We start from the raw sequence: 23,197 nt of genomic DNA on the forward strand, positions 1-23,197 counted from the left end.
ATGAAAAAGAGTTTGAAAAATATCTTTAACGGGGATGGTAAGTTTATGAATAGTCAACTTCGTCAATTTACTATGGCGGCAGTGTCAATTGCGATTATGCAGGTTGCAGCAGCGCAAACAACCATGACCAATATTGTACCGATGAAAATACCGGGGCAAGGTACAGAAATTCGTGTGATGTTTAATGGCTTACCGCCACAGCCTCAAGCCTATCAATTGGATAATCCATCTCGACTGATTTTAGACTTTGATCAGGCGAAGCAAACGATCAATCAATCATCCATTGCTGTGGCGAGTGAAGAAGCGTCGACTGTAGATATTGCGGCCGATGATCAACGTTCACGCTTAACAGTAAATTTAAAAAATAGTGGTTCTTTTACAACGCGTGTTGAAGGGAATACCTTTATTTTAAAGATTAACAATGCCAATCAAGCTGCTGCTTTACCGACTTATGCATCATCTGCATCTATACTGAATAAGCAAAATCAAGGCATCGCAGATATCGGTTTTCAGCGTGGCAATGCGGGTGAGGGCCAAGTTATTGTAAATCTGTCAGGTGCAAATACACCAGTAGATGTACAACAACAGGGCAGTAAAGTTGTTATTCGAACCTTAGGGAATAAAATTCCAGCACATTTAATTCGTCGTTTAAATGTCAATGATTTTGCAACCCCAGTTTCTTCTGTGGATGCTTATAATGACGGTTCCAATGGTGTAATCACCATTCAGTCTGCTGGTAGCTATGAGTATATGGCCTTCCAAGCGGAAAATAAATTAACCGTGAGTTTAAAGCGTCCTGTAGAAAATAAAGTAAATCGCCCAAGTTCAAGTCAGTCTTATACCGGTAAGAAAATCTCGCTGGATTTTCAAGATATCGAAGTACGCCGTGTGCTACAACTACTTGCTGATTTTACCAGTATTAATATGGTGGCTGCAGATTCAGTTCAAGGTAATATCACTTTACGTTTAAAAGATGTACCTTGGGATCAGGCTTTAGATATCATTTTAAAAACCAAGAATTTGGATAAGCGTCGTAATGGGAGTGTGATTTGGATTGCGCCTGTCACCGAGCTGATTAAAGCTGAAGAAGATGAAGCCAAAGCAATTGCACAAAGCATAAAATTAGCACCGATTCAAACAGAATATATACAACTTAGTTATGCAAAAGTTGCTGAGGTTCTAAAGTTACTCGAAGACTCTAGAAATCCTAAAGGTGCGCAGACAAATAATACCACTAATACAGATTCTTTAGCTTTAGAAAGCCTACTCAGCTCAAGAGGAAGTGCGGTTGCAGATATACGAACAAATACATTAATTATTAACGATACGGCTAATAATATTGATAAAGTTCGAAAAATGATTGACCTATTGGATATTTCAGTAAAACAAGTCATGGTTGAAGCGCGTATTGTCCGTGCAACCACTGATTTTACTAAAGAAATGGGGGTAAAATGGGGGATTTTATCTCAAGGAATTACACGAAATAATGATCTATTGGTCGGTGGTAGTGATAAGACTTTATGGGATTTACGTGATCCAGATGATGAAGGTAAATATACTATTACTCGCCCTGATAATTTAAACGTAGACCTTGGTGTGACTACTGCGGGCGCAAGTAAAATTGCATTTGGTTTAATTAGCCTTTCTGATTTTATGTTGGATTTGGAACTATCAGCTTTACAATCTGACGGTTATGGTGAAGTGATTTCAACGCCAAAAGTAATGACTGCAGATAAACAAAAAGCCAAAGTTGCTTCGGGTCAACAAATTCCTTATCAAACCACTTCAACAGCAGGTGGTACTGCTACAGCGACAACCTCATTTAAAGATGCCCTACTCAGTTTGGATGTTACACCAAGTATTACCCCGGAAGGGAAAGTACAAATGCAGTTGAATATTACCAGTGACGCACGTGGTGGGGTGGCACCGAATGGTGAAATCATTCTGAATAAAAATGAGATCAATACCAATGTCTTGGTTGATAATGGTGAAACTGTGGTGTTAGGTGGCATTTTTGAACAAGAAAATACCACGAACCAAGTTAAAGTCCCATTTTTAGGCGATATTCCTTATTTAGGACGATTGTTCCGTAAAGATGCCAAAACAGAGAATAAACGAGAGTTACTAATCTTTGTGACACCAAGAATTGTTAATGACAGTCGTACCAGAAATCATTAATATACTTTCAATGAAAGCAATTCGATAGGTGACTCCTTGCCAAGCAAAGAGTTGGAAACCCTACCAAATATTTATTTGGTAGGGCCCATGGGAGCAGGAAAAACAACAGTTGGTCGGCATCTAGCGGAACTGTTAAGTCGTGAGTTTTTAGACAGCGATCATGAAATAGAAAGAAAAACTGGGGCATCTATTCCTTGGATTTTTGAAAAAGAAGGCGAACAAGGTTTCCGTACAAGAGAAACAATCGTGATTGATGAACTCACATCAAAAAAAAATTTAGTGGTTGCAACAGGTGGTGGTGCTGTCACTCAAGCCATGAATCGAGAATATCTCAAGCATAGAGGTATTGTGATTTATTTATATACCCCTGTAGAAATCCAATTATTACGTACACATCGAGATAAAAATCGTCCTTTATTACAAGTCGAGAATCCTGAGCAAAAGTTAAAGGATCTACTTAAAGCACGAGATCCACTTTATAGAGATGTTGCACATTATATTATTGAAACCAATCAGGGTGCTGCGCGAGATTTAGCGCTGAGAATATTGCAACTGATCGTTTCAAAAGAAATTATTTAGTCAGTAAATTATCATTCATTGTTATTTGGCAGAATCATGCAAACTTTACATGTTGAACTGGGTGAACGTCGTTATCCAATCTTTATTGGTAGTCATTTGAACCCTCAAGAATTACTTGAACCTTATATTCAGGGACATCAAGTGATGATTGTTACAAATACCACAGTTCAACCTTTGTATTTGTCGCACTATGTTGAGGCGATTCAACAATTGGGTAAGCAGGTTACAACATGTGTTTTGCCTGATGGTGAAAAATATAAAGATATCCAGCACCTCAATTTGATTTTTGATGCTTTGCTCCAAGCTGGTTTTAATCGTGATTGTACGGTTTTGGCTTTAGGTGGTGGGGTGATTGGTGATATGGCAGGTTTTGCCTCCGCCTGTTTCCAACGAGGCGTGTATTTTATCCAAGTTCCGACCACATTATTGTCTCAAGTGGATTCGAGTGTTGGTGGGAAAACCGGAATTAATCACCCTTTAGGCAAGAATATGATTGGTGCATTTCAGCAACCTCAAGTGGTTTTGGCTGATATGGCACAACTCAAAACCTTGCCTGAACGTGAGCTTTCAGCAGGTTTGGCTGAGGTGATTAAATATGCGTTACTGGGTGATGTTGACTTTTTAGCATGGTTAGAAGAGCATATGGATGGGCTGATTGCCCAAAATCCAGAATTATTGGCTGAAGCTGTTTATCGTTCTTGTGCGCATAAAGCAAGAATTGTGGCCAATGATGAGAAAGAGCAAGGTGAACGTGCTTTATTGAATTTAGGCCATACTTTTGGTCATGCCATTGAATCGTATCTCGGTTATGGGGTGTGGTTGCATGGGGAAGCAATTGCAACGGGTATGGTGATGGCTGCTGATTTGTCTCAGCGTATGGGATGGATTTCATCCGATGATTTGGAACGTACAAAAAAAATCATACAACGTGCCCAATTACCTGTAGCATGTCCTAAAATTCCGCTCGATGAATTTTTGGCATATATGTCACATGATAAAAAAGTATTAAATGGTCAACTTCGTTTAATATTGATAAAACAACTCGGCCAAGCCATCATCACTAAAGATTTTGATGTTGAGTTGATGAAACAAGCGATTCTCGCGAATCAGTTATAGAAAAGGTTAGTTCCAAATGGCAGCAATTCGTACAAATTGGCAAAATATTCGACAATATATTTGGTTGGTTGGTGGATTAATCTGTCTTTTGGTGGCACTGATTTTTTGGGCAGTGACCGACACCAAAGATCTGGTCACTGTAGTCAATCCGATTGAAGAGTCCCAAGTTCAAATTCAACCTGAAAAAGTTGCCGCAACATCGCATTTAGGCGCTTTGATGGATGAAGTACGTCCACTTGAAATGACCACACGTATTGTGACTGCGGGTAGCCATGATGCAGAATTTCGTGGTACAAAATTTTTTCAAGAAAATAAGAAAGCTTGGACCATAGAGCTATTTAAGACCTCAGATGAAGATGTCATCTTGGGCTTTTTACAGAAACAAGCGGATCGTAAAAATTTTATTTATTTCCGTTTAAGTGGTGAAGATCAAGCTGAGCAATATGTTTTAGCCTATGGTTTATTTAAAAGTGATGATCAGGCCAAGAGCCAGTTACAACAATTAAATCTAAAATTGCCTGCATCTATTCATCCTCAAGCGATCCAGTTTGAAAAATATAGTGCTTTAATTAATGATCTGGGCTCAGATGAAATGGCAAGTGCAAATAAACTCTATCAAGTAAAATTAAAATCTGCACCTTTACCTGTAGTTGATGAAACGCTATTGGCTCAAGCAAAATCAGCATTGTCATCTTTAACGGGTTCAACTCCTGCAAACCAGACCACCAAAACCACAATTACCCGTCGTGATGCATCTGGCAATGTGGTAGATGTACAAAAGTCACAATCTCGTGCACAGCCTTCAAGCAACAATAAAGAAACAAGTGCTACTGCTGATAAAAAGCCAGCTGAGCATGAAGTCAGTGATCCATTTAATTAAAATTAGCTCTAAAATGAAGCAGAATTAATTATTTAATTTTAAATTTGCACAAAAATGGTGCTATAAATGCCTTTATAAGACGCTTAGAATTTTAAAGAATATCTTTATTTCACTATCTTTTAGTGATTTGGTGAACAAAAATAAAATTTGGCATATTTTTTGCTTTATTGTTGCGCTAATTGAGTTGATTGTCCCTGTTTTGGAGCGAAATGATTCAGTTGGTGTGCGATTTAAGTCTGATTGAGTGCTTTATTTCAGTGCGGAAGTTGTAAAACAATCTTGCAATTAAAGTAAAAACAGACTGGTATTCGATTCTGACTCAGTGGTTTACTTGGGTTAAGAAAATACTTAAAAATCGTAATTGAGTGTTCGAATGTTTTTCGCCCTTTCATGGGCCTATGTAGAAAGAAGGGTACGCTATGCACATGCCATCGCCTAACACTGTAGCTCCCGCTCAAGGTTTATACCAACCGGATGAGTTTAAAGATAACTGTGGTTTCGGCTTGATTGCCCATATGCAGGGTGATGCGAGTCATGATTTAGTCAAGACCGCGATTCATAGTCTAAGCTGTATGACGCACCGTGGTGGTATTGCCGCAGATGGTAAGACCGGTGATGGTTGTGGCTTGCTCTTGGCTATGCCTAAAGCATTCTTCCGTGAAGAAGCAAAAAAGATCAGTGACATTACACTGAGTGAAATTTTTGCGGTCGGGACGATATTTTTAAATTTAGATCCAGCACTTGCGGCCCATGCAAAGCAAATTCTAACCCATGAAATTGAAGAAGAAGGCTGTCGTGTGATTGGTTGGCGTGTTGTTCCAACCAATAATGATGCCTTGGGTTCAATCGCAATGCAGTCTTTACCTGCATTTGAACAAATTTTTGTCAATTGTCCAATGGGTGTGACTGAGGTTGAATTTAACCGTAAGTTACTTATGGCACGTCGTCGTGCAGAACAACAATTAACAGCTGATCCCTATTTTTATGTGACCACACTGTGCTCTACAGTGATCACCTATAAAGGCTTAATGATGCCTGCATATATTGCAGAATTCTATACAGACCTTGCTGATGAACGTTTGGACTCACACATTGTTGTGTTCCATCAACGTTTCTCGACCAATACTTTACCCCGTTGGCCATTGGCACAGCCGTTCCGTTATTTGGCACATAATGGTGAGATTAACACCATTACTGCAAACCGTAACTGGGCAGTGGCACGTACACCAAAATTTGAAAACCCATTATTGCCAGGCATTACTGAACTGAGTCCAATTGTAAACCGTACAGGCTCAGACTCATCAAGTATGGACAATATGCTTGAGCTGCTTGTGGGTGGCGGGATGGATTTATTCCGTGCATTACGCATGCTTGTTCCACCAGCGTGGCAAAACGTTGAAACATTAGATGCGGATTTACGCGCGTTTTATGAATTCAACTCTAAGCATATGGAGGCTTGGGATGGTCCTGCGGGTCTGGTGATCCAAGATGGTCGTCATGCGATTTGTATGCTAGACCGTAATGGCTTGCGTCCTGCACGTTGGGTGATCACTAAGAATGGTTATATCACTTTGGCATCAGAAATTGGTGTCTGGGGTTATGAACCTGAAGATGTGATCTCTAAAGGTCGTGTAGGTCCTGGTCAAATCCTAGTGATTGATACCTTGACTGGAAAATTGCTGGATACCAAAGATGTGAGCAATCATCTGAAAAAAATGCGTCCTTACCGTGAATGGTTACGTGAAAACTCAGTTCGCTTGCAAGGTAGTCCAGAGCTTGAAGAATATTTGTGTGATCAAGGCCTAAAAGGTGATGACCTTAAAGCGGCTCAAAAAATGTTTATGGTGACATTTGAAGAGCGTGATCAACTGCTTCGTCCAATCGCTGAAAGTGGACAGGAAGCTGTCGGTTCAATGGGTGATGATACACCAATGGCGGTATTGTCTCGTCAAGTACGTCATGTGACAGATTATTTCCGTCAACAATTTGCGCAAGTGACCAATCCACCGATTGACCCATTACGTGAATCAATCGTTATGTCATTGGAAACCTGCTTTGGTCGTGAGCAAAATGTATTTGAACAGGGTCCAGAGCATGCAGATCGTTTAATTGTATCGAGCCCAGTCCTTTCAAATTCTAAAATGCATCAGATTCGTACCCTTGGTCGTAAAGGTTACGAAATTGCAGATATCGATTTGAATTATCCTGTAGCTGAAGGTCTTGAAGCCGCAATTTCACGTATTTGTGAAGAAGCAGCGCAGGCGATTCGTGATGGTAAAACCTTATTGGTCATTTCAGATCGTAAAATCCGTGAAGGCTTTTTACCTGCAAATGCAGCAATGGTGACGGGTGCAATTCATCACTTCTTGATTAATGCTGGTTTACGTACCGATGCAAACATCATTGTTGAAACTGCACTTGCACGTGATGCGCATCAATTTGCCGTGATCTTAGGTTTTGGTGCAACTGCGATTTACCCTTATTTGGCTTATGATGTGATCAATGATTTGATTGCAAAAGGTGAATTATTGGGTGATCCAATTCATGCTCAAGCGAATTTCCGCAAAGGTATTGATAAAGGTTTACTCAAAGTCCTCTCAAAAATGGGGATTTCAACAGTCGCATCTTATCGTGGTGGACAGTTATTTGAAGCAGTCGGCTTATCTGAAGAAGTTGTCAGTAAGTGCTTTACAGGTGTGCCAAGCCGTATTAAAGGTGCAACATTCATTGACCTTGAAAATGACTTAAAAAAACTAGCAGATATTGCTTGGAAAGCACGTAAGCCAATTGAACAAGGTGGTTTGCTCAAGTTTGTCTTTGATAAGGAATACCACGCATTTAACCCTGATGTGATCAATGCGTTGCATAAATCAGTGCGTTCAGGCAATTATGCCGACTTTAAAGAATACGCAGAGTTGGTGAACACACGTCCAATTGCGACGATTCGTGACTTATTAAAACTCAAAACTGATCATTCTATTCCATTAGAAGCAGTTGAATCAGTTGAAGAAATTCTGCCGCGTTTTGACTCTGCTGGTATGTCTTTAGGTGCATTGTCACCAGAGGCACATGAAGCTATTGCGATCGCAATGAATACGATCGGTGGTCGTTCGAACTCGGGTGAGGGCGGTGAAGATCCTGCACGTTATGGCACCATTCGTAACTCTAAAATTAAGCAAATTGCTTCAGGTCGTTTTGGTGTAACACCTGCATATTTAACATCTGCTGAAGTGTTACAGATCAAAGTAGCACAAGGTGCAAAACCAGGTGAAGGCGGTCAGTTACCGGGCGGTAAAGTGAATGGCTTAATTGCGCGTTTACGATACTCGGTTCCAGGGGTGACTTTGATTTCACCACCACCACACCATGATATTTATTCTATTGAAGATTTATCACAGCTCATCTTTGACTTAAAGCAAGTCAATCCCCAAGCCATGGTGTCTGTGAAGTTAGTTTCAGAACCTGGGGTGGGAACAATTGCAGCGGGTGTTGCAAAAGCCTATGCGGATTTCATTACCATTTCTGGATATGACGGCGGTACAGCGGCTTCACCTTTATCCTCTATTCATCATGCGGGTTCGCCATGGGAATTGGGTCTTTCAGAAGCGCATCAAGCACTTCGTGTCAATGACCTGCGTGGTAAAGTACGTGTACAAACTGATGGTGGTTTGAAAACAGGCTTAGATGTGGTTAAAGCTGCGATTTTAGGTGCGGAGAGCTTTGGTTTTGGTTCTACCCCAATGATCGCGCTTGGATGTAAATACCTACGTATTTGTCACTTAAATAACTGTGCAACAGGTGTGGCAACTCAGCAAGATCATTTACGTCAAGAGCATTATATTGGCGAGCCAGAAATGCTGATTAATTTCTTCCACTTTATTGCGGAAGAAACACGTGAATGGTTGGCTGCTTTAGGTGTTGCATCATTGAAAGATTTGATCGGTCGTACTGATCTACTTGAGATGTTGCCGGGTGAAACGGATAAACATGCGCATTTAGATTTAAGTGCATTGTTAGAATCACACCCATCTGCGGAAGGCAAAGCGCAATATTGCCAAGTACAAGGCAATGAACCATTTGATAAGGGTATTCTTGCTGAGAAAATGGTGGCAGAAATGTTACCTGCGATTGAAGCAAGTACTGGTGGTGAGTTCCATTTTACTGTGGGTAACTGTGACCGTTCAATTGGTGCGCGTCTTTCAGGTGAAATTGCCAAACGTTATGGCAACCTCAGTATGGAAGCACATCCTGTTAAAGTGAATTTAAAAGGAACTGCGGGTCAGTCATTGGGTGTTTGGAATGCGGGTGGTTTGCACATTAGCCTTGAAGGTGATGCAAATGACTATGTGGGTAAAGGTATGGCAGGTGGTCGAGTATCGATCTTCCCACCAAAAGGTTCACCATTCCAAACTCAAGAAACAGCAATTATCGGCAACACCTGTTTGTACGGTGCGACAGGCGGTAAATTATTTGCTGCGGGTACTGCGGGCGAGCGTTTTGCTGTGCGTAACTCTGGCGCGTTTGCGGTCATTGAAGGTGCCGGCGACCATTGCTGTGAATATATGACAGGCGGTATCGTGACTGTACTGGGTAAAGTTGGACACAACTTTGGTGCAGGTATGACCGGTGGTTTTGCTTATGTACTTGACTTAGATAACGACTTTGTTGATTACTACAACCACGAATTGATTGAATTAAACCGTATTTCTACAGAAGCGATGGAAGAACATCAAGAATTCTTACTTCGTATCTTAGATGAACACATTGCTGAAACAGGTAGTGCTTGGGCGTACAAGATTCGCAACGAGTTTGATTTCTATAGCCGTAAATTCTGGCTGGTGAAACCAAAAGCGGCTAATTTACAAACGCTTTTGAAAACAACTCAAGCAGATCCACAATAATTCCACTACTCAAATTTTAGGTAGGTGTGGATAACTTCGCAGATATACACAAGCGAATGAAGTTATCCACGCTCACCCACGGAGAGAGACATGGCTGAACGCCTGAATAATGACTTTCAATTTCTGGATGTAGCACGCCAAGATCCAGAGAAAAAAGATATTAATGTCCGCAAAGCAGAGTTTGTGGAAATTTATAAACCTTTTACAGCGGAAGTTGCAGCAAACCAGACCCACCGTTGTTTAGGCTGTGGTAACCCATATTGTGAATGGAAATGTCCTGTACATAACTATATTCCAAACTGGTTAAAACTGATTGCAGAAGGACGTATTTTCCAAGCGGCTGAGCTTTGCCATCAAACTAATACCTTGCCAGAAGTATGTGGTCGGGTATGTCCACAAGACCGTTTATGTGAGGGTGCTTGTACCCTGAATGATGGTTTTGGTGCTGTGACCATTGGTAATGCCGAAAAATATATCAACGATACTGCCTTTGCTTTGGGCTGGCGTCCAGATATGTCATCGGTAAAATGGACCAACAAAAAAGTTGCCATTATTGGTGCAGGTCCAGCAGGCTTAGGTTGTGCAGATATTTTAGTCCGTAATGGAGTAAAACCTGTTGTATTTGACAAGCGTCCTGAAATTGGTGGATTGCTTACATTTGGTATTCCAGAATTTAAAATGGAAAAAGATGTGATGAAACGCCGCCGTGAAATTTTCACCGGTATGGGTGTTGAATTCCGCTTAAATACTGAAATTGGTACAGATATCACTATCGATCAATTGCTTGCTGACTATGATGCTGTATTTATGGGTATGGGAACCTATACCTATATGAAAGGCGGCTTTGCAGGTGAAGATTTTGATGGTGTTTATGATGCACTGGATTTCTTGATTGCAAATGTTAACCGTACACAAGGCTGGGAAAAAGATCCATCTGAATACATCAGTGTTCAGGGCAAAAAAGTCATCGTTTTAGGCGGTGGTGATACTGCAATGGACTGTAACCGTACTTCAATCCGTCAGGGTGCAGAGTCAGTAACCTGTGCTTACCGTCGTGATGAAGAAAATATGCCAGGTTCACGTCGTGAAGTGAAGAATGCGCGTGAAGAAGGGGTGGACTTCCAGTTCAACCGTCAGCCAATCGAAATCGTCGGTGAAAACGGTAAAGTGACGGGTGTAAAAGTTGTGACTACCCAGCTGGGTGACCCAGATAGCCGTGGTCGTCGTAGTCCTGAACCGATTCCAGGCTCTGAAGAAGTTTTACCCGCAGATGCGGTATTGCTGGCTTTTGGTTTCCGTACCAGCCCAGCTGAATGGTTTGCTGGTGCAAATATTGGGTTAGATGGTTCTGGCCGAGTCATTGCTGCTGAAAAACAACAATTCAAATTCCAAACCTCTAACCCAAAAATCTTTGCGGGCGGAGATATGGTACGTGGTTCTGATTTGGTGGTGACTGCAATCTGGGAAGGCCGTGAAGCTGCTGAAGGAATTTTGGATTATCTTGATGTTTAATTTTAGACATTAAATAACATCTATTTAAGAGCCCGCAGTCATGCGGGCTTTTTAATGCAAAAAAATCAAAAAATTAATCTGAGTCAATCATTTGCAGATAATGACTTAGCTTCAAGCTATGTTGTTTTGCTCGAGTTCTGATTTCAGCATGTGTATGTCCTAAAACAGTTGAAATATCATATAAGAACACGGGTTTTAAATATTCCATTCCAGTATAAAGTGCTGATTTTTGAATTGGAGATAAAAAGCCCTCCAATAATGAATGCTGTTGTTCCGTACTAAAATTCTGCTCAGGTTGGCCAATGGTCATACTCAGCAAAAGCTTTTTATGTTTAAGCTTGTCTCCTTTGGAACCATAGGCGAATTGATAGGTAAATACCTGATCAAACCAAATTTTTAAAATGGCAGGTATACTGAACCAGTACATAGGGCATTGTAAAATGATCAGCTCATGTCTTAATAGCGCGCTTTGTTCAGCAGCAATATCGATTTGATAATCTGGATATAAATCATGAATATGACGAATTTCTAAATCAGCTTGAGTTCGTGATAATTCATCAACAATGGTTTTATTTGCGACAGATTCAGTAAAACTGGGATGCGCTAAAATCAGTAATGCCATCTTGGTTTTTCCAACTATAAAAATTATAGTGAATATAAATATTATAGTTTTTATGTACAATAACTATCCATTTTGATAGCTGGCAGAAAAATGAATATTGAGCAAAACACTTGTGAAGTGACGTTTCACGATAAGACCTATCATTGCCCGATTAGTATGGTGATGGATTTAATCGGTGGGAAATGGAAAACCGTGATTCTTTATTATCTAAAGGAGGAGTCAAAACGCTTTAATCAACTTAAGCGTGATATGCCAGATATCACAGAAATGACTTTAAGTTTGCAACTCAAGCAATTGGAAAAGAATGGTTTTATTTCCAGAACCGTATTTGGTGACAAGCCTCCAGTCAAAGTGGTGTATGAATTAACTGCATTTGGTCAAACATTTATTCCTGTATTAGACGCTTTATCTGCTTGGGCACATGGTTTCTCAGAGCAAAACTGATTCAAAGTGAAGGCGTTGAAAGATGCAGTTTTAATGCTCAAATCGACTATGGAAAAGCGATGAAAAGTGCAATTTAGCAATAAAATTTGCCAATCACACTAAAGCAATAGTTTGTTTTTTTAATACAAAAAAGTTACTAGACGAATCCTGTTTGTTTGGGTTCTATAAAACACATGTTTTTTTGTTGAATGTTTAGATGACATTGCGAGCATAAATATTTATAAATTGAGTTCTAATTTTGAATGGATCCTATGTGATTGTTTTAAAAATTAAAACACAACTCAACCTGATTGAAAAATGTCATTTAAGTCAATAAAAGCATGCTTATAAATTTCGATTTTAGGCTTTGTGTAAACGATAAAGCACTTTTTTGTGAAGATAAGAGATATATTTGTTTTTAATAAATTTAATTTTATCAATATCTTATATTTTTAATTTTTTTAGATTTTCAATTGAGCCATGTGTTTTCTTGAAAATGATATTTTAGGTCAACTGTGTGGATGATTCTGCAATATACAAATATTGAGATTGTGCCAATATAGCTTAAATTCAGACAAATGTAGGATTATCCTTATGTCAACAGTTCAAGCGACGGCAGAAAAATCATATTTAAATCGTCCTAAAGCTATTGGTATTAAAGTCCGTAAACCAAGCTTTAACCCCAAAGCAATTCGCAGACATTTTTTTGCCAATTCTCCTGTGATGTCACATTTATTGACTGCACTTTCTTCAACATTTCCGATTGGTGAGCAGTTTTTTGTACATAGTGTGCGTAATGTACGTGACAAAATCACGGATGAAAAATTGCAAGCGCAAATTGCAGCATTTATTGGTCAAGAAGCCATGCACTCCAAAGCCCATACAGAATTCAATGATGCATGGCGCCGTGATGATTATAACTTAGACAGTTTCCAAGCATGGTTAGCGCGTCGAGATGCACTGATTAAAAGTGTACATCCTAAATTACAACTTGCTGTTACCGCAGCTTTTGAGCATTTTACTGCCTTATTGGGTGGCTATATTCTTCGTCATCCTGAAGTTTTAAGCACTCTGGATGATGATGCGGTGAAACTTTGGGTGTGGCATGCAATCGAAGAAATTGAGCATCGTGCAGTGGCATTTGATGTATATCAGGCGATTTATAAAGATGATCGTACGCGTCGTACAGTGATGCGTAATGTGACTACGGGTTTTGCAAGTTTAACGTTTTATTCGGCTACCCGTTTGTTTATGCAAGACTGGAGAAAAAGTTTACCTAAAGTGCCGCAAAATATCTTTGGGGTATATATGATTTCTAAAATGCTGATTTCATTGATTCCTGAATATTTATCTTATTACAAATCAGACTTTCATCCTGATGAAATTGATTATTCGAAGATTGTGGCGTACTGGAAAGAAAAGCTGGCAGATGATTATGGAATGGAAAGTTTCCAAGAAGAAGTTCATCTGCCGTTATATAGTTAAGACAATGCTTTAGATCAAAGCGCCAATTTATATGATTGGCTCTTTTAGTTTTCTTGCTGACGTTGATGGATACTTTCTAAAGTATCGACCATAGTGCGGGTCATTTGGTCAATTTCATAATTGAGTTTGCCACCAATTTGGACATGTTTAAATGTGGTCAAACGTAAGGTTTCTGGGATTAAATCCACTGAAATTTCATTGGTTTTCCGGTCCACGCGATTGACCGTCAAGCTGCAACCTTGCAGTCCAATAAAGCCTTTTTTAAAGAAGTATTTGATATTGTCATCTGGAATAACGATATCTATGTGTAGTGTTTCACCGGTATGAACCACATCTTTAATGGTTGCCATACCTTCGATATGCCCAAAAATATTATGCCCACCGTTTTCCATGCCAGCTTTGATAGATCTTTCGATATTGACTTCATCACCAATTTTTAAAAATTGTAATGTGGTGAGAGACGTGGTCAATGCTGAAACATCAAATGAGGCTGTATTTGCAACAGCATCAAAACTTGTTGCGGTTAAGCATGTCCCATCGATTGCGACACTGGCGCCAATAAAAACATCATTTAAAAAGCCATTTTCATTGGAAATATAAAGGGTTGTAAAATTATCACCTTGTTGGATGTTTACAACTTTTTCTAAGCCTTGAACGATACCTGTATACATCGCTGATCTCTTTTATTTAGCTGATTTTTATTGTACAGATTTCATTGAAGAGGACTAGGGCTGAATTTTAGATTTATGTTGTATAGAAGAGCCTAACATCATACTTAGATGATTTTTTAAAAGAGAATGAATATAGTAGTAAGGATTGCACAGGCTTATTTTATAGTGAAAAGTCTAAATCATTGCTTATATAGTCAAACCACCTATTTTTACATAAATTATTTAATTCATATTTTTGATTTTAATAGAAATTTATATTATTCATGAACCTTTAGAAACTATTCGTTATCAATTCATTTTTTGTATTTTTGAATCATAGATGGTTGTTCTACCGTGTGGCGACATGGATGTCGCCGTTGGGCGGGGGTACAGGACGTACCCCTCGCCCAGCAGAAGATTTTTGTCATCTTTTCATCTCTGAAAAGTGAGGCATCGCCTACGCAATGGTATTTAAACTTTGAATGTAAGGTGTGGCATTGCAAGCTTTTTTATAATCAAACAATTTATTTTTCCATACAATTGATTTAATTAGAAATATTAATCAAGAGAAATTATATTCTTGTGTATGCGTTTTTTAACAGGTTGATTATAGTTTGATGATAATGTATTTCAGACGATTTAAGCTTGATTGTTGCTTAAATTGGACTAAGTCAGTATGTACCTAGACTCAGTCCAATTTAATTTAGCCAACCAACCAACCAATCAACAATCAGTCAGAAAATGAATTAAATCTTATCTTTAAACTGTTTTATGATCTTTTGACGTTGCCATGGTAAAGGACGATTAATCGCTTCAGGTACATCACCAGAGGTTGAACGTAGACGTAAATGAATTGCTGCCTGCGCAATTAAGTTTGCCGATACTGGAGCTGTAATAAAGGCAAGCAGTGTGATCAATAACTCTGCAAAACCTAAACGACTGTTAAATGCTGCGTAAATCATTCCCGCGATTAAAAAGCTGCCTAAACCCAAGGTACTGGATTTGGTCGGTGCATGTAGACGCATAAATAAGTCTGGTAATTTGACCATACCTATGCCACCCACCAAAGTAAAAAACGCACCAACAATCAAGAAGAATGAAACGATGATTTCCATGACTATTTGCATATTATTTTCCATGTACTTTCTCCTTAATCAACCACATGACCCGTTGTAAAATAACGAGCCAGTGCAGCAGTTGAAACAAAGCCCAGCATTGCAACCAATAATGCGCCTTCAAACATTGAGGTACTTGCCCAATAAATGCCAAGAATGACAACTAAGCAGGTTGCATTTAAAAACAATGTATCCAGTGCCAATAATCGATCTACGATAGAAGGGCCCATCACCAAACGAATCAAACATAACAACATAGAGATGGTCACAGCGAGCAGGCAAATGCCAAGTGCATAAGGTAAAATACTCATGAACGTGCTCCTCGTTGCAGGTCAAAGATTTCGATTAACGGAACTTCATAGCGGGTTTTAATCGCTTGAATTTCTGCGTCTACATCATCACAACTTAGTGCATGAACCAAAATATCACCACGTTCTTGATCAATCCCAGCACTGACTGTACCTGGGGTCGTGGTAATGATCATCGCCAATAACGTATTGACATGTTCATGGTCAGTTTCCAAAGGAACTCGAAACCATTTCGGGGTGAGATTTTTGGTTGGGCCTAAGACTTGTTTAGCAACTTTGATATTACTGATGACGATGTCCCATAGCACCACAAAAAATAATTGAATGGCGCTTTTCCAATGAATATTGGGCGTATGAATGATAAAGGGTTGAATCAGTTTAGGAATGATTAATCCCAAACTGATTGCCACAACAAAATCAAAGCTTTCAGCACTATGGTTCAACATGAGCCAACTCATTGCCACAATCACCGACACAAAAGGATGCGGTAAAATACGAGCGAATAATGATTTATTTTGCATTTATTGCTCCATAGGCTTGAGTTGAGCATTTTCAACATGTTGTTGCTGTTCTTGCCCCTGAATTTGGCGTTGCTTAAATTCAGAGATATGTTCGCCTTTTAGGGTTTCTGGGCTAATGATATAGGGAATATAGTGTGCATTTGGATCAACCATTTCACCATTGTATTTTGTTTCAGGTACATAGTGCGGATCGAAAGGTTGTACACTGATAGTTTCACCATGCCCATCCAATTTTAAAATACGCTGTTGATAAAGTGATGCATCAGAAACTTGCAGCGCTGTTTTTTCAACATAATTTAAAATTGGAGCAGCACAAACGACATAGACAATCAGTCCTACCAATAGCAGGTAAACGCTTTTGTCATTGCGTGCAGGAGCTTGCTCGGGTAAGTCCTGATAGGCTGTATAAGCCTCTTCTTTCGGGTTGTCCTCAGGTGTCGTCGCTCGCCAAAACAGGATAAATCCGACTCGTGTAAATGCCAGAATACTTAAAAAACTCACAATCAAGATAATCGCAATAATCCAGCCTTGTGCAGCCAAGTTTGCAGTTGCCTGTAAGATTAAGACTTTGCCTAAAAAACCACTAAATGGCGGCAAACCTGCCATCATCAAAGCGATAAGAAAGAACGTCATGGCAATGACTTTGTCTTGCTTCATCTTTGGTGCGACTTTGAGATGATCTTTCATTGCACCACGTTGTGAGGTAATCCAGCCACAGAGCAAATAGAACGAAGCGGCTATGATGGTACTGTGAACGAGGTAGTACAACCCAGCAGCCCATGCTGGTGTGTTAAACATGGCAATGGCAACTAAAATCGTTCCGACTGAGGATAACACCATAAAGCCAACGAAGCGGCGTAAGCGTTCAGCTGCCAGTGCACCGATCACACCATATAATGATGTGATTAAACCAATTGGCAATAAATAGTTGCTAAAGATCGTTTGTCCAAGCTGATCATTAAAGACAGTACCATTGACCCGTAAAATTGCATACACACCCACTTTGGTCATGATGGTGAAAATAGCAGCAACAGGTGTCGCGGCAACAGCATAGGTTTTTGGCAACCAGAAACCCACAGGTAACATGGCTGCTTTGATGCCAAATACAACAAATAGAAGCAAACCACCTGCTATAGCAAGACGATGTTGATCATGTTCCAAGGTCGGTAATAAACGACCGACATCGGCCATATTCAAACTGCCCACACTGCCATAAATCATACCTAAACCGATGAGGAATAGGGCGGAAGCCAGTAAGTTGATGGTGACGTAGTGAATACCTAATTGGAAACGGGCTTTGCCTTGACCATGTAACAGCAAGACATAAGATGCCATCAGTAATATTTCAAAGAATACAAACAGGTTAAATAAGTCACCTGTTAAGAATGCACCAGTCAGACCCATTAAAAGAAGATGGAACATGGCATGAAAATAACGCCCACGTTCATCCCATTCTTTGCTGGCAAACCACAATACAGGCGCGGCAAGTGTGTAGGTGAGAACCAGCATTAACGCCGATAAGCGATCCAGTACCAAGACAATCCCAAATGGTGCAGACCATTCAGCAAGTTGATAAACAAAAATTTTCCCGGTATTGGCTTGAATCAGGTAAGCAATCGCAGTGGCGAGTCCAAGGATAACCGAGATTAAGCTAATGCCACGGCGCCAAGGTTGTCGCCAATCATGTTTTAAAGCGCCTGAACCAGGATTACCTAATAAAATCAGCATAAAGCCTGTAAATGCAGGAATTAAAATACTCAGGATTGGAGAATGAGCATACCAAAAATCTAAAAAGCTGGTCATTATGGCTCATCCTCACGTGGGTCAAAATTACTCGGTTCCTCTTTGGTGTCTACATGGTCTGTCCCAGACTCATAACGACTGCGTAATGCCAATTGAACGATAAAAGCAGTCGTTGCAAAGCCAATGACAATTGCGGTTAGCACTAAAGCTTGAGGCAAAGGGTCAGTGACTTTGCTGGCTTGGGTTAAAATCGCAGGTGAACTGATTTGTATTCTTCCCATCGAAAACAGGAAGATATTGACTGCATAGCCAATCATGGCTAATCCAAGAACGACTGGAAAGGTACGTGCACGAAGAATCAGATAAATTCCTGAGGCAACCAATAATCCAATCGCAGATGCAATTAAAAATTCTAAACTGATCATGCATTACTCCTTGGGTACTGGACCAGACATGCTTGAATGTCTAGAGTCGCCTAAAACAGAAATGAGTAACATGGCTGCACCAACAACCGTGACATATACGCCAAGGTCAAATCCTGCAGCAGAGGCCAGATGGAATTTGCCAAACAATCCTGATTCCACATAAATATGTGCACTGGTGAGAAATGGACGCGCCCAGAACCATGAAGCCAGACCTGAAAGCCCAGCAATGATCAGCCCTAAACCAATCCAGATTTCGTATAAACGACCAGATTGAGCACGCAGCATTTTTTCAGCCTGATCTTGTCCAATCGCGATATATTGAATCACCAATGCCATAGAGGTAATTAAGCCTGCAATAAAGCCGCCACCTGGATAATTATGTCCTCGCAGGAAAATATACAGACTTACCACAAGTGCGATTGGCAGTACCCATGAAGCCGTCATACGGAACATCAGCGGCGATGGATTGAAACGATAGCTCAGACCTTGAGTGATCGTGGTGCCATGAGCACGCATCCCATCCATCATGCACAGCGCACCAATGGCTGCGATACCCAATACGGCTATTTCACCAAAGGTATCGAAACCACGGAAATCAACCAGAATGACATTGACGATGTTTGAGCCACCGCCTAACGGAATTGACTGCTGAACAAAGAACCATGAAATCGAATTATGATCACGTGTCATGATTAACCAAGTAATCCAACCAATACCAATACCGCCACCAATTGCAATGACTGCATCACGCCAACGACGGGTTTGGCTGGACTCATAAGGGGTTAATTGAGGAAGCAGTGATAAACTCATCAACAATAGAACTGTTGTGACAACATCCACAGTAATTTGTGTCAGTGCTAAGTCTGGCGCAGAGAGCGTGATGAAAATCATTGTCACGACCAAACCAATTGCACCACTAATCAGAACCGCTTTGATACGTTCATGGTGGAACCACAGCATCATCCAGCAGGCGGAGAACAATAACAGCCATAACACGATTGCAGTGAAGGGTGCATGTGTGAGTTCCCGTGTTCCTGTGGTTAAATTTTGGTTGATCAATGGTGTGGCAACCACGGCAATACTTAAGGCCAAAATCCACAATAAATAATTTTGTAATGAGCCAGTTTCAGTTTTTTTCTTAATTTTGCGTGAAATCAGCAGGAGATTTTTAAGGAAATCTTCAAATAATAATTTGCCTTGGAAACGACCTAAGTGTGGATCAAGATCAATTTCACGAATTCGCCCGCCTTTGGCCAATGCGAAATAAAAAATCACACCACCAATTAAGGCAATTGCACTCATCAGTAACGGTAAATTAAAACCATGCCAGATGGCTAAATGAACCCCTTCAAAACTGGCAATTTGTGTTGATGCGCGTGTTCCGGCATTGACAATGTTTTCAACCAGCAGTGCAGGAATGATCCCCACTAAAATACATAAAGTTGCCAATATGATTGCTGGAATTCGCATACCGATTGGCGGCTCATGGGCATTTTTATTGGGAACATCACGCCCCACATCACCATCAAAAAATACACCATGTACTAGACGAACTGAGTAAGCAACTGCAAATAAACCTGCCAATGTCGCAACAATTGCTGCCAACACAACATAGCCACCAGATAAGTTTGCCAATAGCTCAGTAAAGAACATTTCTTTCGAGATAAAGCCATTGGTCAAAGGTACACCCGCCATACTTGCAGCGGTAATCATGGTTAATGTTGCTGTAAATGGAAGAAGTTGCCAAAGCCCACTTAACTTTCTTAAATCCCGTGTACCAGATTCATGGTCAATAATCCCAGCGAGCATAAATAATGCCGCTTTAAAGGTTGCATGATTGATAATATGGAAAACTGCAGCAGCCACGGCTAAAGGTGAGCCTATACCCAAAAGGCACATGATCAGACCTAAATGACTGATGGTTGAATAAGCCAGTAAGCCTTTTAAATCTTCTTTAAAGATGGCAAAAAATGCTGCCATACATAAGGTCAGCAGACCAATTGTGGTGACAAGATTATGGAACAGTGCCGAGCCAACAAAGATTGGCAGTAAGCGTGCAACCAGAAAAATCCCTGCTTTTACCATAGTTGCTGAATGCAGATAGGCTGAGACAGGGGTTGGTGCTGCCATGGCATTAGGCAACCAGAAATGGAAGGGGAATTGCGCACTTTTAGTAAACGCACCCAATAAAATCAACAATAAAGCGGGAACAAATAAACCACTATTTTGAATTGTACTCGCCATCATGGTGAGTTGGTCAATTTGATAGGTTCCTGCGATTTGACCAATCAGAATAAAGCCACCCAGCATGGCTAAGCCACCCATACCAGTGATGGTCAGCGCCATCCGTGCACCACGTTGCGCGGCGTCGTAGTTACTCCAATAGCCTACTAACAAGAATGATGAAATACTGGTTAGTTCCCAAAAAACCAATAAAATAATTAAGTTATTCGACAAGGAAATACCCAACATTGCGGCCATAAACAGCATCAACAATGCATAGAGCTTACTCAGAGAATTTTTCGGGTTTAGATAATAATAGGCATAGATATAAATCAGTGTGCCGATCCCCGTGATCAGCAATGAAAAAATTAAACTTAAAGCATCTAATCGGAAACTAAAATCAATACCAATTTGAGGTAGCCATTGCCACTGCTCTAAAACGGCTTGTCCACTTAATACTGTTTTCGCTTGAGTCAGCAGCAGGATAAAACTGCTTAAACTGACCCCGATTGCCCCTAAGGCTGTTACCCCGCGAGAGAATTGCTTCAGCCACAGAACAACGATAGTGCCAAGTATTAATGGTAAAAGAATAATAATCGGAAGCACACGCGTATCCATTGTCGTGAATAGGTCGTGAAACCTATGTGAATCTTATCTTTCAAGGATTTGAGGAATGCAAGGAACAGTCCAATAACTTAAATCTTGAAAGCCGAATTAAATTAGTAATTAAAAAATGAGTTGTGTTGCGCAACTTGAGAAAGCGATTAGAAAATCAATTTGCATTGAAAAATCTAATTTAAATTGATTTTTTCATCTTATTACATGAGTAGAATAACATCAATTTATTTTGTCGTTTTTTACGCAAACATTTGTAATTATACGCTTCATGTGACTTTTTGCTGCTTGAAAATCATGCGGTAACCATCAATCTAGAGCGTTTGGAATTTTATAGAACAATGAATATGAACGTGAATATATTCATGATTTGAGAATGGAGTATAAAAGACAGTGTCATACGATTGATGATCATTCACTGTCTGCTATTGACGGGTGTAGGCTGAGGTATTTCTATAATAAGAACTTATGTGACGTTTGGTCATCACCAGACTGCATTAAACGTTTTAATTCGGTCTTTTGTTCTTCACTCAGGTGTTTAAACTGCTCAAAAAGCTGTTGAACATTTACTGGTAGATTGGGTTCGGGTTCAAGCAAATCCTGTTCAGCGCTTTTGGGAACTTCTTTGAGCAAGTTTGCATAAATATCTTGGTATTCTTGCCATACTTTATTGTTCTGAATTTCATAAAGCTTTTTATTGTCCAGTTTAAAACATTGATATTCGTCGGCTTGCTCAAGCAGCTCTTCATGACTGGCTGTAGCAATGATCTGTAAACGAGGAAAGGCTTGATTTAAACGATCGAGAATTAACTGAAGGCCAAATTGGTCTAAATCAACATCAATTTGATCAATCAGTAAGATGCCTTCACCTTCTTCACAAGGATAAAGACTTAAAGGATTGAGTATGCACATACGACGCACCAAATCACCGACTAAGGCCAGCCAATTTTTAACCGTATTCGACAGTTGTGAGTAAGTCAGACTTTGATTTTTATAAGTGACCATCAGTTGTAATTTGGGCTGATACTCTAAATAGAGATCTGTGACTTCAGGAAGGACAATATTCAAGCTTTGCTTTAAGGCTTTTAAGCTGGGTGCATGTAATTGAGCACGGGCTTGAAATAAAATACTTTGAAAATCCTCATCACTTTGATTTGAAGATTCTTTTTGCGCTAAAACACTTTGAAAAAGTTGCGCGATTTGTGCATTTTCGATATCACTGATTTCTCGAAACCATTCGAAAAATCGTGCAAAGGTGGTATATGGAATCGGTACTAATTCATAGGCATTGTGCGCTTGTAAAATAATAGGATTATTTTTATTGAGAATATTCACTTCATTTACAAATCGTTCAGCAGGGTAGTAGGCAATTAATGGTAAGCCTTGAACAGGATCTTTTTTGAGCACCAGATTATAACGTTCTACCAATTGTTCGAGTTGTACTAAGTCAACTTTGCTCAGACCAACACCAGAACTATTTAAGGTTTTATATAATTGCCAATGACAAGTTTGCGGATCTTGTTCTGCTGTTGCAGTGCTTTCTGCGAGTTGACCAAACTCTATTGGAAATTTGATTTTAACATCTATTTTGGATTGCACTCGATCTAACATAATGTCTTGGTCGAGCATCACCACACCAGGTGTGCGCAAATCTTTTAGACGTGCAGGAAACCAAGTCAAAGCTTGGTAAATATTTTTAATAATTGCCGTTTTTCCACTGGCTTGTTCGCCAACAATTAAACTGATTGGTTTGTTTTTATAATTAAAGTCTATTTTTAAATCAGCAAAATGGTATGTATGGCGAAAATGAATTGCTGCTAGTTTCATAGGATACCTGAAAATTGACGGACAGCATAAAAGCTGTTGATATTTTCACCTTGCGATTTTTTCGCTAATACAGA

At 39.9% G+C, this 23,197-nt stretch carries 17 protein-coding genes; 8 read left to right on the forward strand and 9 right to left on the reverse strand.

What is annotated here, in order from left to right; genetic code table 11:
* The 6 genes from L3V46_RS01485 (at position 1) to L3V46_RS01510 (ending at position 11,166) form a co-directional block, all read left to right on the forward strand.
* Positions 1-2,178: a type IV pilus secretin PilQ family protein gene (locus tag L3V46_RS01485; protein WP_239044762.1), complete on the forward strand. Its 2,178-nt coding sequence runs from the start codon at positions 1-3 to the stop codon at positions 2,176-2,178.
* A gap of 36 nt (positions 2,179-2,214) precedes the next feature.
* Complete coding sequence (aroK, locus tag L3V46_RS01490; protein WP_004725433.1) at positions 2,215-2,757, forward strand: shikimate kinase AroK; 543 nt, start codon at positions 2,215-2,217, stop codon at positions 2,755-2,757.
* Positions 2,758-2,793: 36 nt separating this feature from the next.
* Positions 2,794-3,873, forward strand: coding sequence for a 3-dehydroquinate synthase (gene aroB / locus L3V46_RS01495; protein ID WP_239044763.1), 1,080 nt, complete (start codon positions 2,794-2,796; stop codon positions 3,871-3,873).
* 16 nt (positions 3,874-3,889) lie between these two features.
* Positions 3,890-4,753 carry a hypothetical protein gene (locus tag L3V46_RS01500; RefSeq protein WP_239044764.1) on the forward strand — a complete coding sequence of 288 codons (864 nt, stop codon included), beginning with the start codon at positions 3,890-3,892 and terminating at the stop codon, positions 4,751-4,753.
* 425 nt (positions 4,754-5,178) lie between these two features.
* Positions 5,179-9,654 (forward strand): glutamate synthase large subunit, encoded by a 4,476-nt coding sequence (gene gltB, locus L3V46_RS01505; protein ID WP_239044765.1) that lies wholly within the window; start codon positions 5,179-5,181, stop codon positions 9,652-9,654.
* 90 nt (positions 9,655-9,744) lie between these two features.
* Positions 9,745-11,166, forward strand: a complete 1,422-nt coding sequence (locus tag L3V46_RS01510) for an FAD-dependent oxidoreductase (RefSeq protein ID WP_004725441.1) — start codon at positions 9,745-9,747, stop codon at positions 11,164-11,166.
* Positions 11,167-11,239: 73 nt separating this feature from the next.
* Here L3V46_RS01510 and L3V46_RS01515 read toward each other — a convergent pair whose 3' ends face one another.
* Positions 11,240-11,788 (reverse strand): NAD(P)H-dependent oxidoreductase, encoded by a 549-nt coding sequence (locus L3V46_RS01515; RefSeq protein ID WP_239044766.1) that lies wholly within the window; start codon positions 11,786-11,788, stop codon positions 11,240-11,242.
* Between the two features lie 90 nt (positions 11,789-11,878).
* On the opposite strand from L3V46_RS01515, the gene L3V46_RS01520 reads away from it, so the two are divergent.
* Both L3V46_RS01520 and L3V46_RS01525 read left to right on the forward strand, forming a co-directional pair.
* The gene (locus L3V46_RS01520) at positions 11,879-12,232 is read left to right on the forward strand and encodes a helix-turn-helix domain-containing protein (RefSeq protein WP_239044767.1); all 354 of its coding nucleotides are present in this window, start codon (positions 11,879-11,881) and stop codon (positions 12,230-12,232) included.
* Positions 12,233-12,805: 573 nt separating this feature from the next.
* Entirely contained in the window at positions 12,806-13,696 is an 891-nt protein-coding gene (locus L3V46_RS01525) for a metal-dependent hydrolase (RefSeq protein ID WP_004725446.1), read from the forward strand.
* A 44-nt stretch (positions 13,697-13,740) separates the two neighbouring features.
* Here the strand turns inward: L3V46_RS01525 and L3V46_RS01530 are convergent, their stop codons facing one another.
* From L3V46_RS01530 to L3V46_RS01565, 8 genes are all read right to left on the reverse strand, one after another.
* The gene (locus L3V46_RS01530; protein ID WP_239044768.1) at positions 13,741-14,367 is read right to left on the reverse strand and encodes a riboflavin synthase subunit alpha; all 627 of its coding nucleotides are present in this window, start codon (positions 14,365-14,367) and stop codon (positions 13,741-13,743) included.
* A 725-nt stretch (positions 14,368-15,092) separates the two neighbouring features.
* Entirely contained in the window at positions 15,093-15,473 is a 381-nt protein-coding gene (locus L3V46_RS01535) for a Na+/H+ antiporter subunit G (protein WP_034615073.1), read from the reverse strand.
* A gap of 23 nt (positions 15,474-15,496) precedes the next feature.
* Positions 15,497-15,772, reverse strand: a complete 276-nt coding sequence (locus tag L3V46_RS01540; protein ID WP_004725452.1) for a monovalent cation/H+ antiporter subunit F — start codon at positions 15,770-15,772, stop codon at positions 15,497-15,499.
* Positions 15,769-16,290, reverse strand: coding sequence for a Na+/H+ antiporter subunit E (locus L3V46_RS01545; protein ID WP_239044769.1), 522 nt, complete (start codon positions 16,288-16,290; stop codon positions 15,769-15,771). The genes L3V46_RS01540 and L3V46_RS01545 overlap by 4 nt, the downstream gene beginning before the upstream one ends.
* Complete coding sequence (locus L3V46_RS01550; RefSeq protein ID WP_239044770.1) at positions 16,291-18,093, reverse strand: monovalent cation/H+ antiporter subunit D; 1,803 nt, start codon at positions 18,091-18,093, stop codon at positions 16,291-16,293.
* On the reverse strand, positions 18,093-18,458 hold the full coding sequence (locus L3V46_RS01555) for a Na+/H+ antiporter subunit C (protein ID WP_004725457.1): 366 nt from the start codon (positions 18,456-18,458) through the stop codon (positions 18,093-18,095). The genes L3V46_RS01550 and L3V46_RS01555 overlap by 1 nt, the downstream gene beginning before the upstream one ends.
* A gap of 3 nt (positions 18,459-18,461) precedes the next feature.
* Positions 18,462-21,299: a monovalent cation/H+ antiporter subunit A gene (locus tag L3V46_RS01560; RefSeq protein WP_004816694.1), complete on the reverse strand. Its 2,838-nt coding sequence runs from the start codon at positions 21,297-21,299 to the stop codon at positions 18,462-18,464.
* 450 nt (positions 21,300-21,749) lie between these two features.
* Positions 21,750-23,123: an AAA family ATPase gene (locus tag L3V46_RS01565; protein WP_239044771.1), complete on the reverse strand. Its 1,374-nt coding sequence runs from the start codon at positions 23,121-23,123 to the stop codon at positions 21,750-21,752.
* Positions 23,124-23,197: the final 74 nt, after the last annotated feature.

This window comes from Acinetobacter sp. AG3 (assembly GCF_022343575.1).
GTDB lineage: Bacteria > Pseudomonadota > Gammaproteobacteria > Pseudomonadales > Moraxellaceae > Acinetobacter > Acinetobacter guillouiae.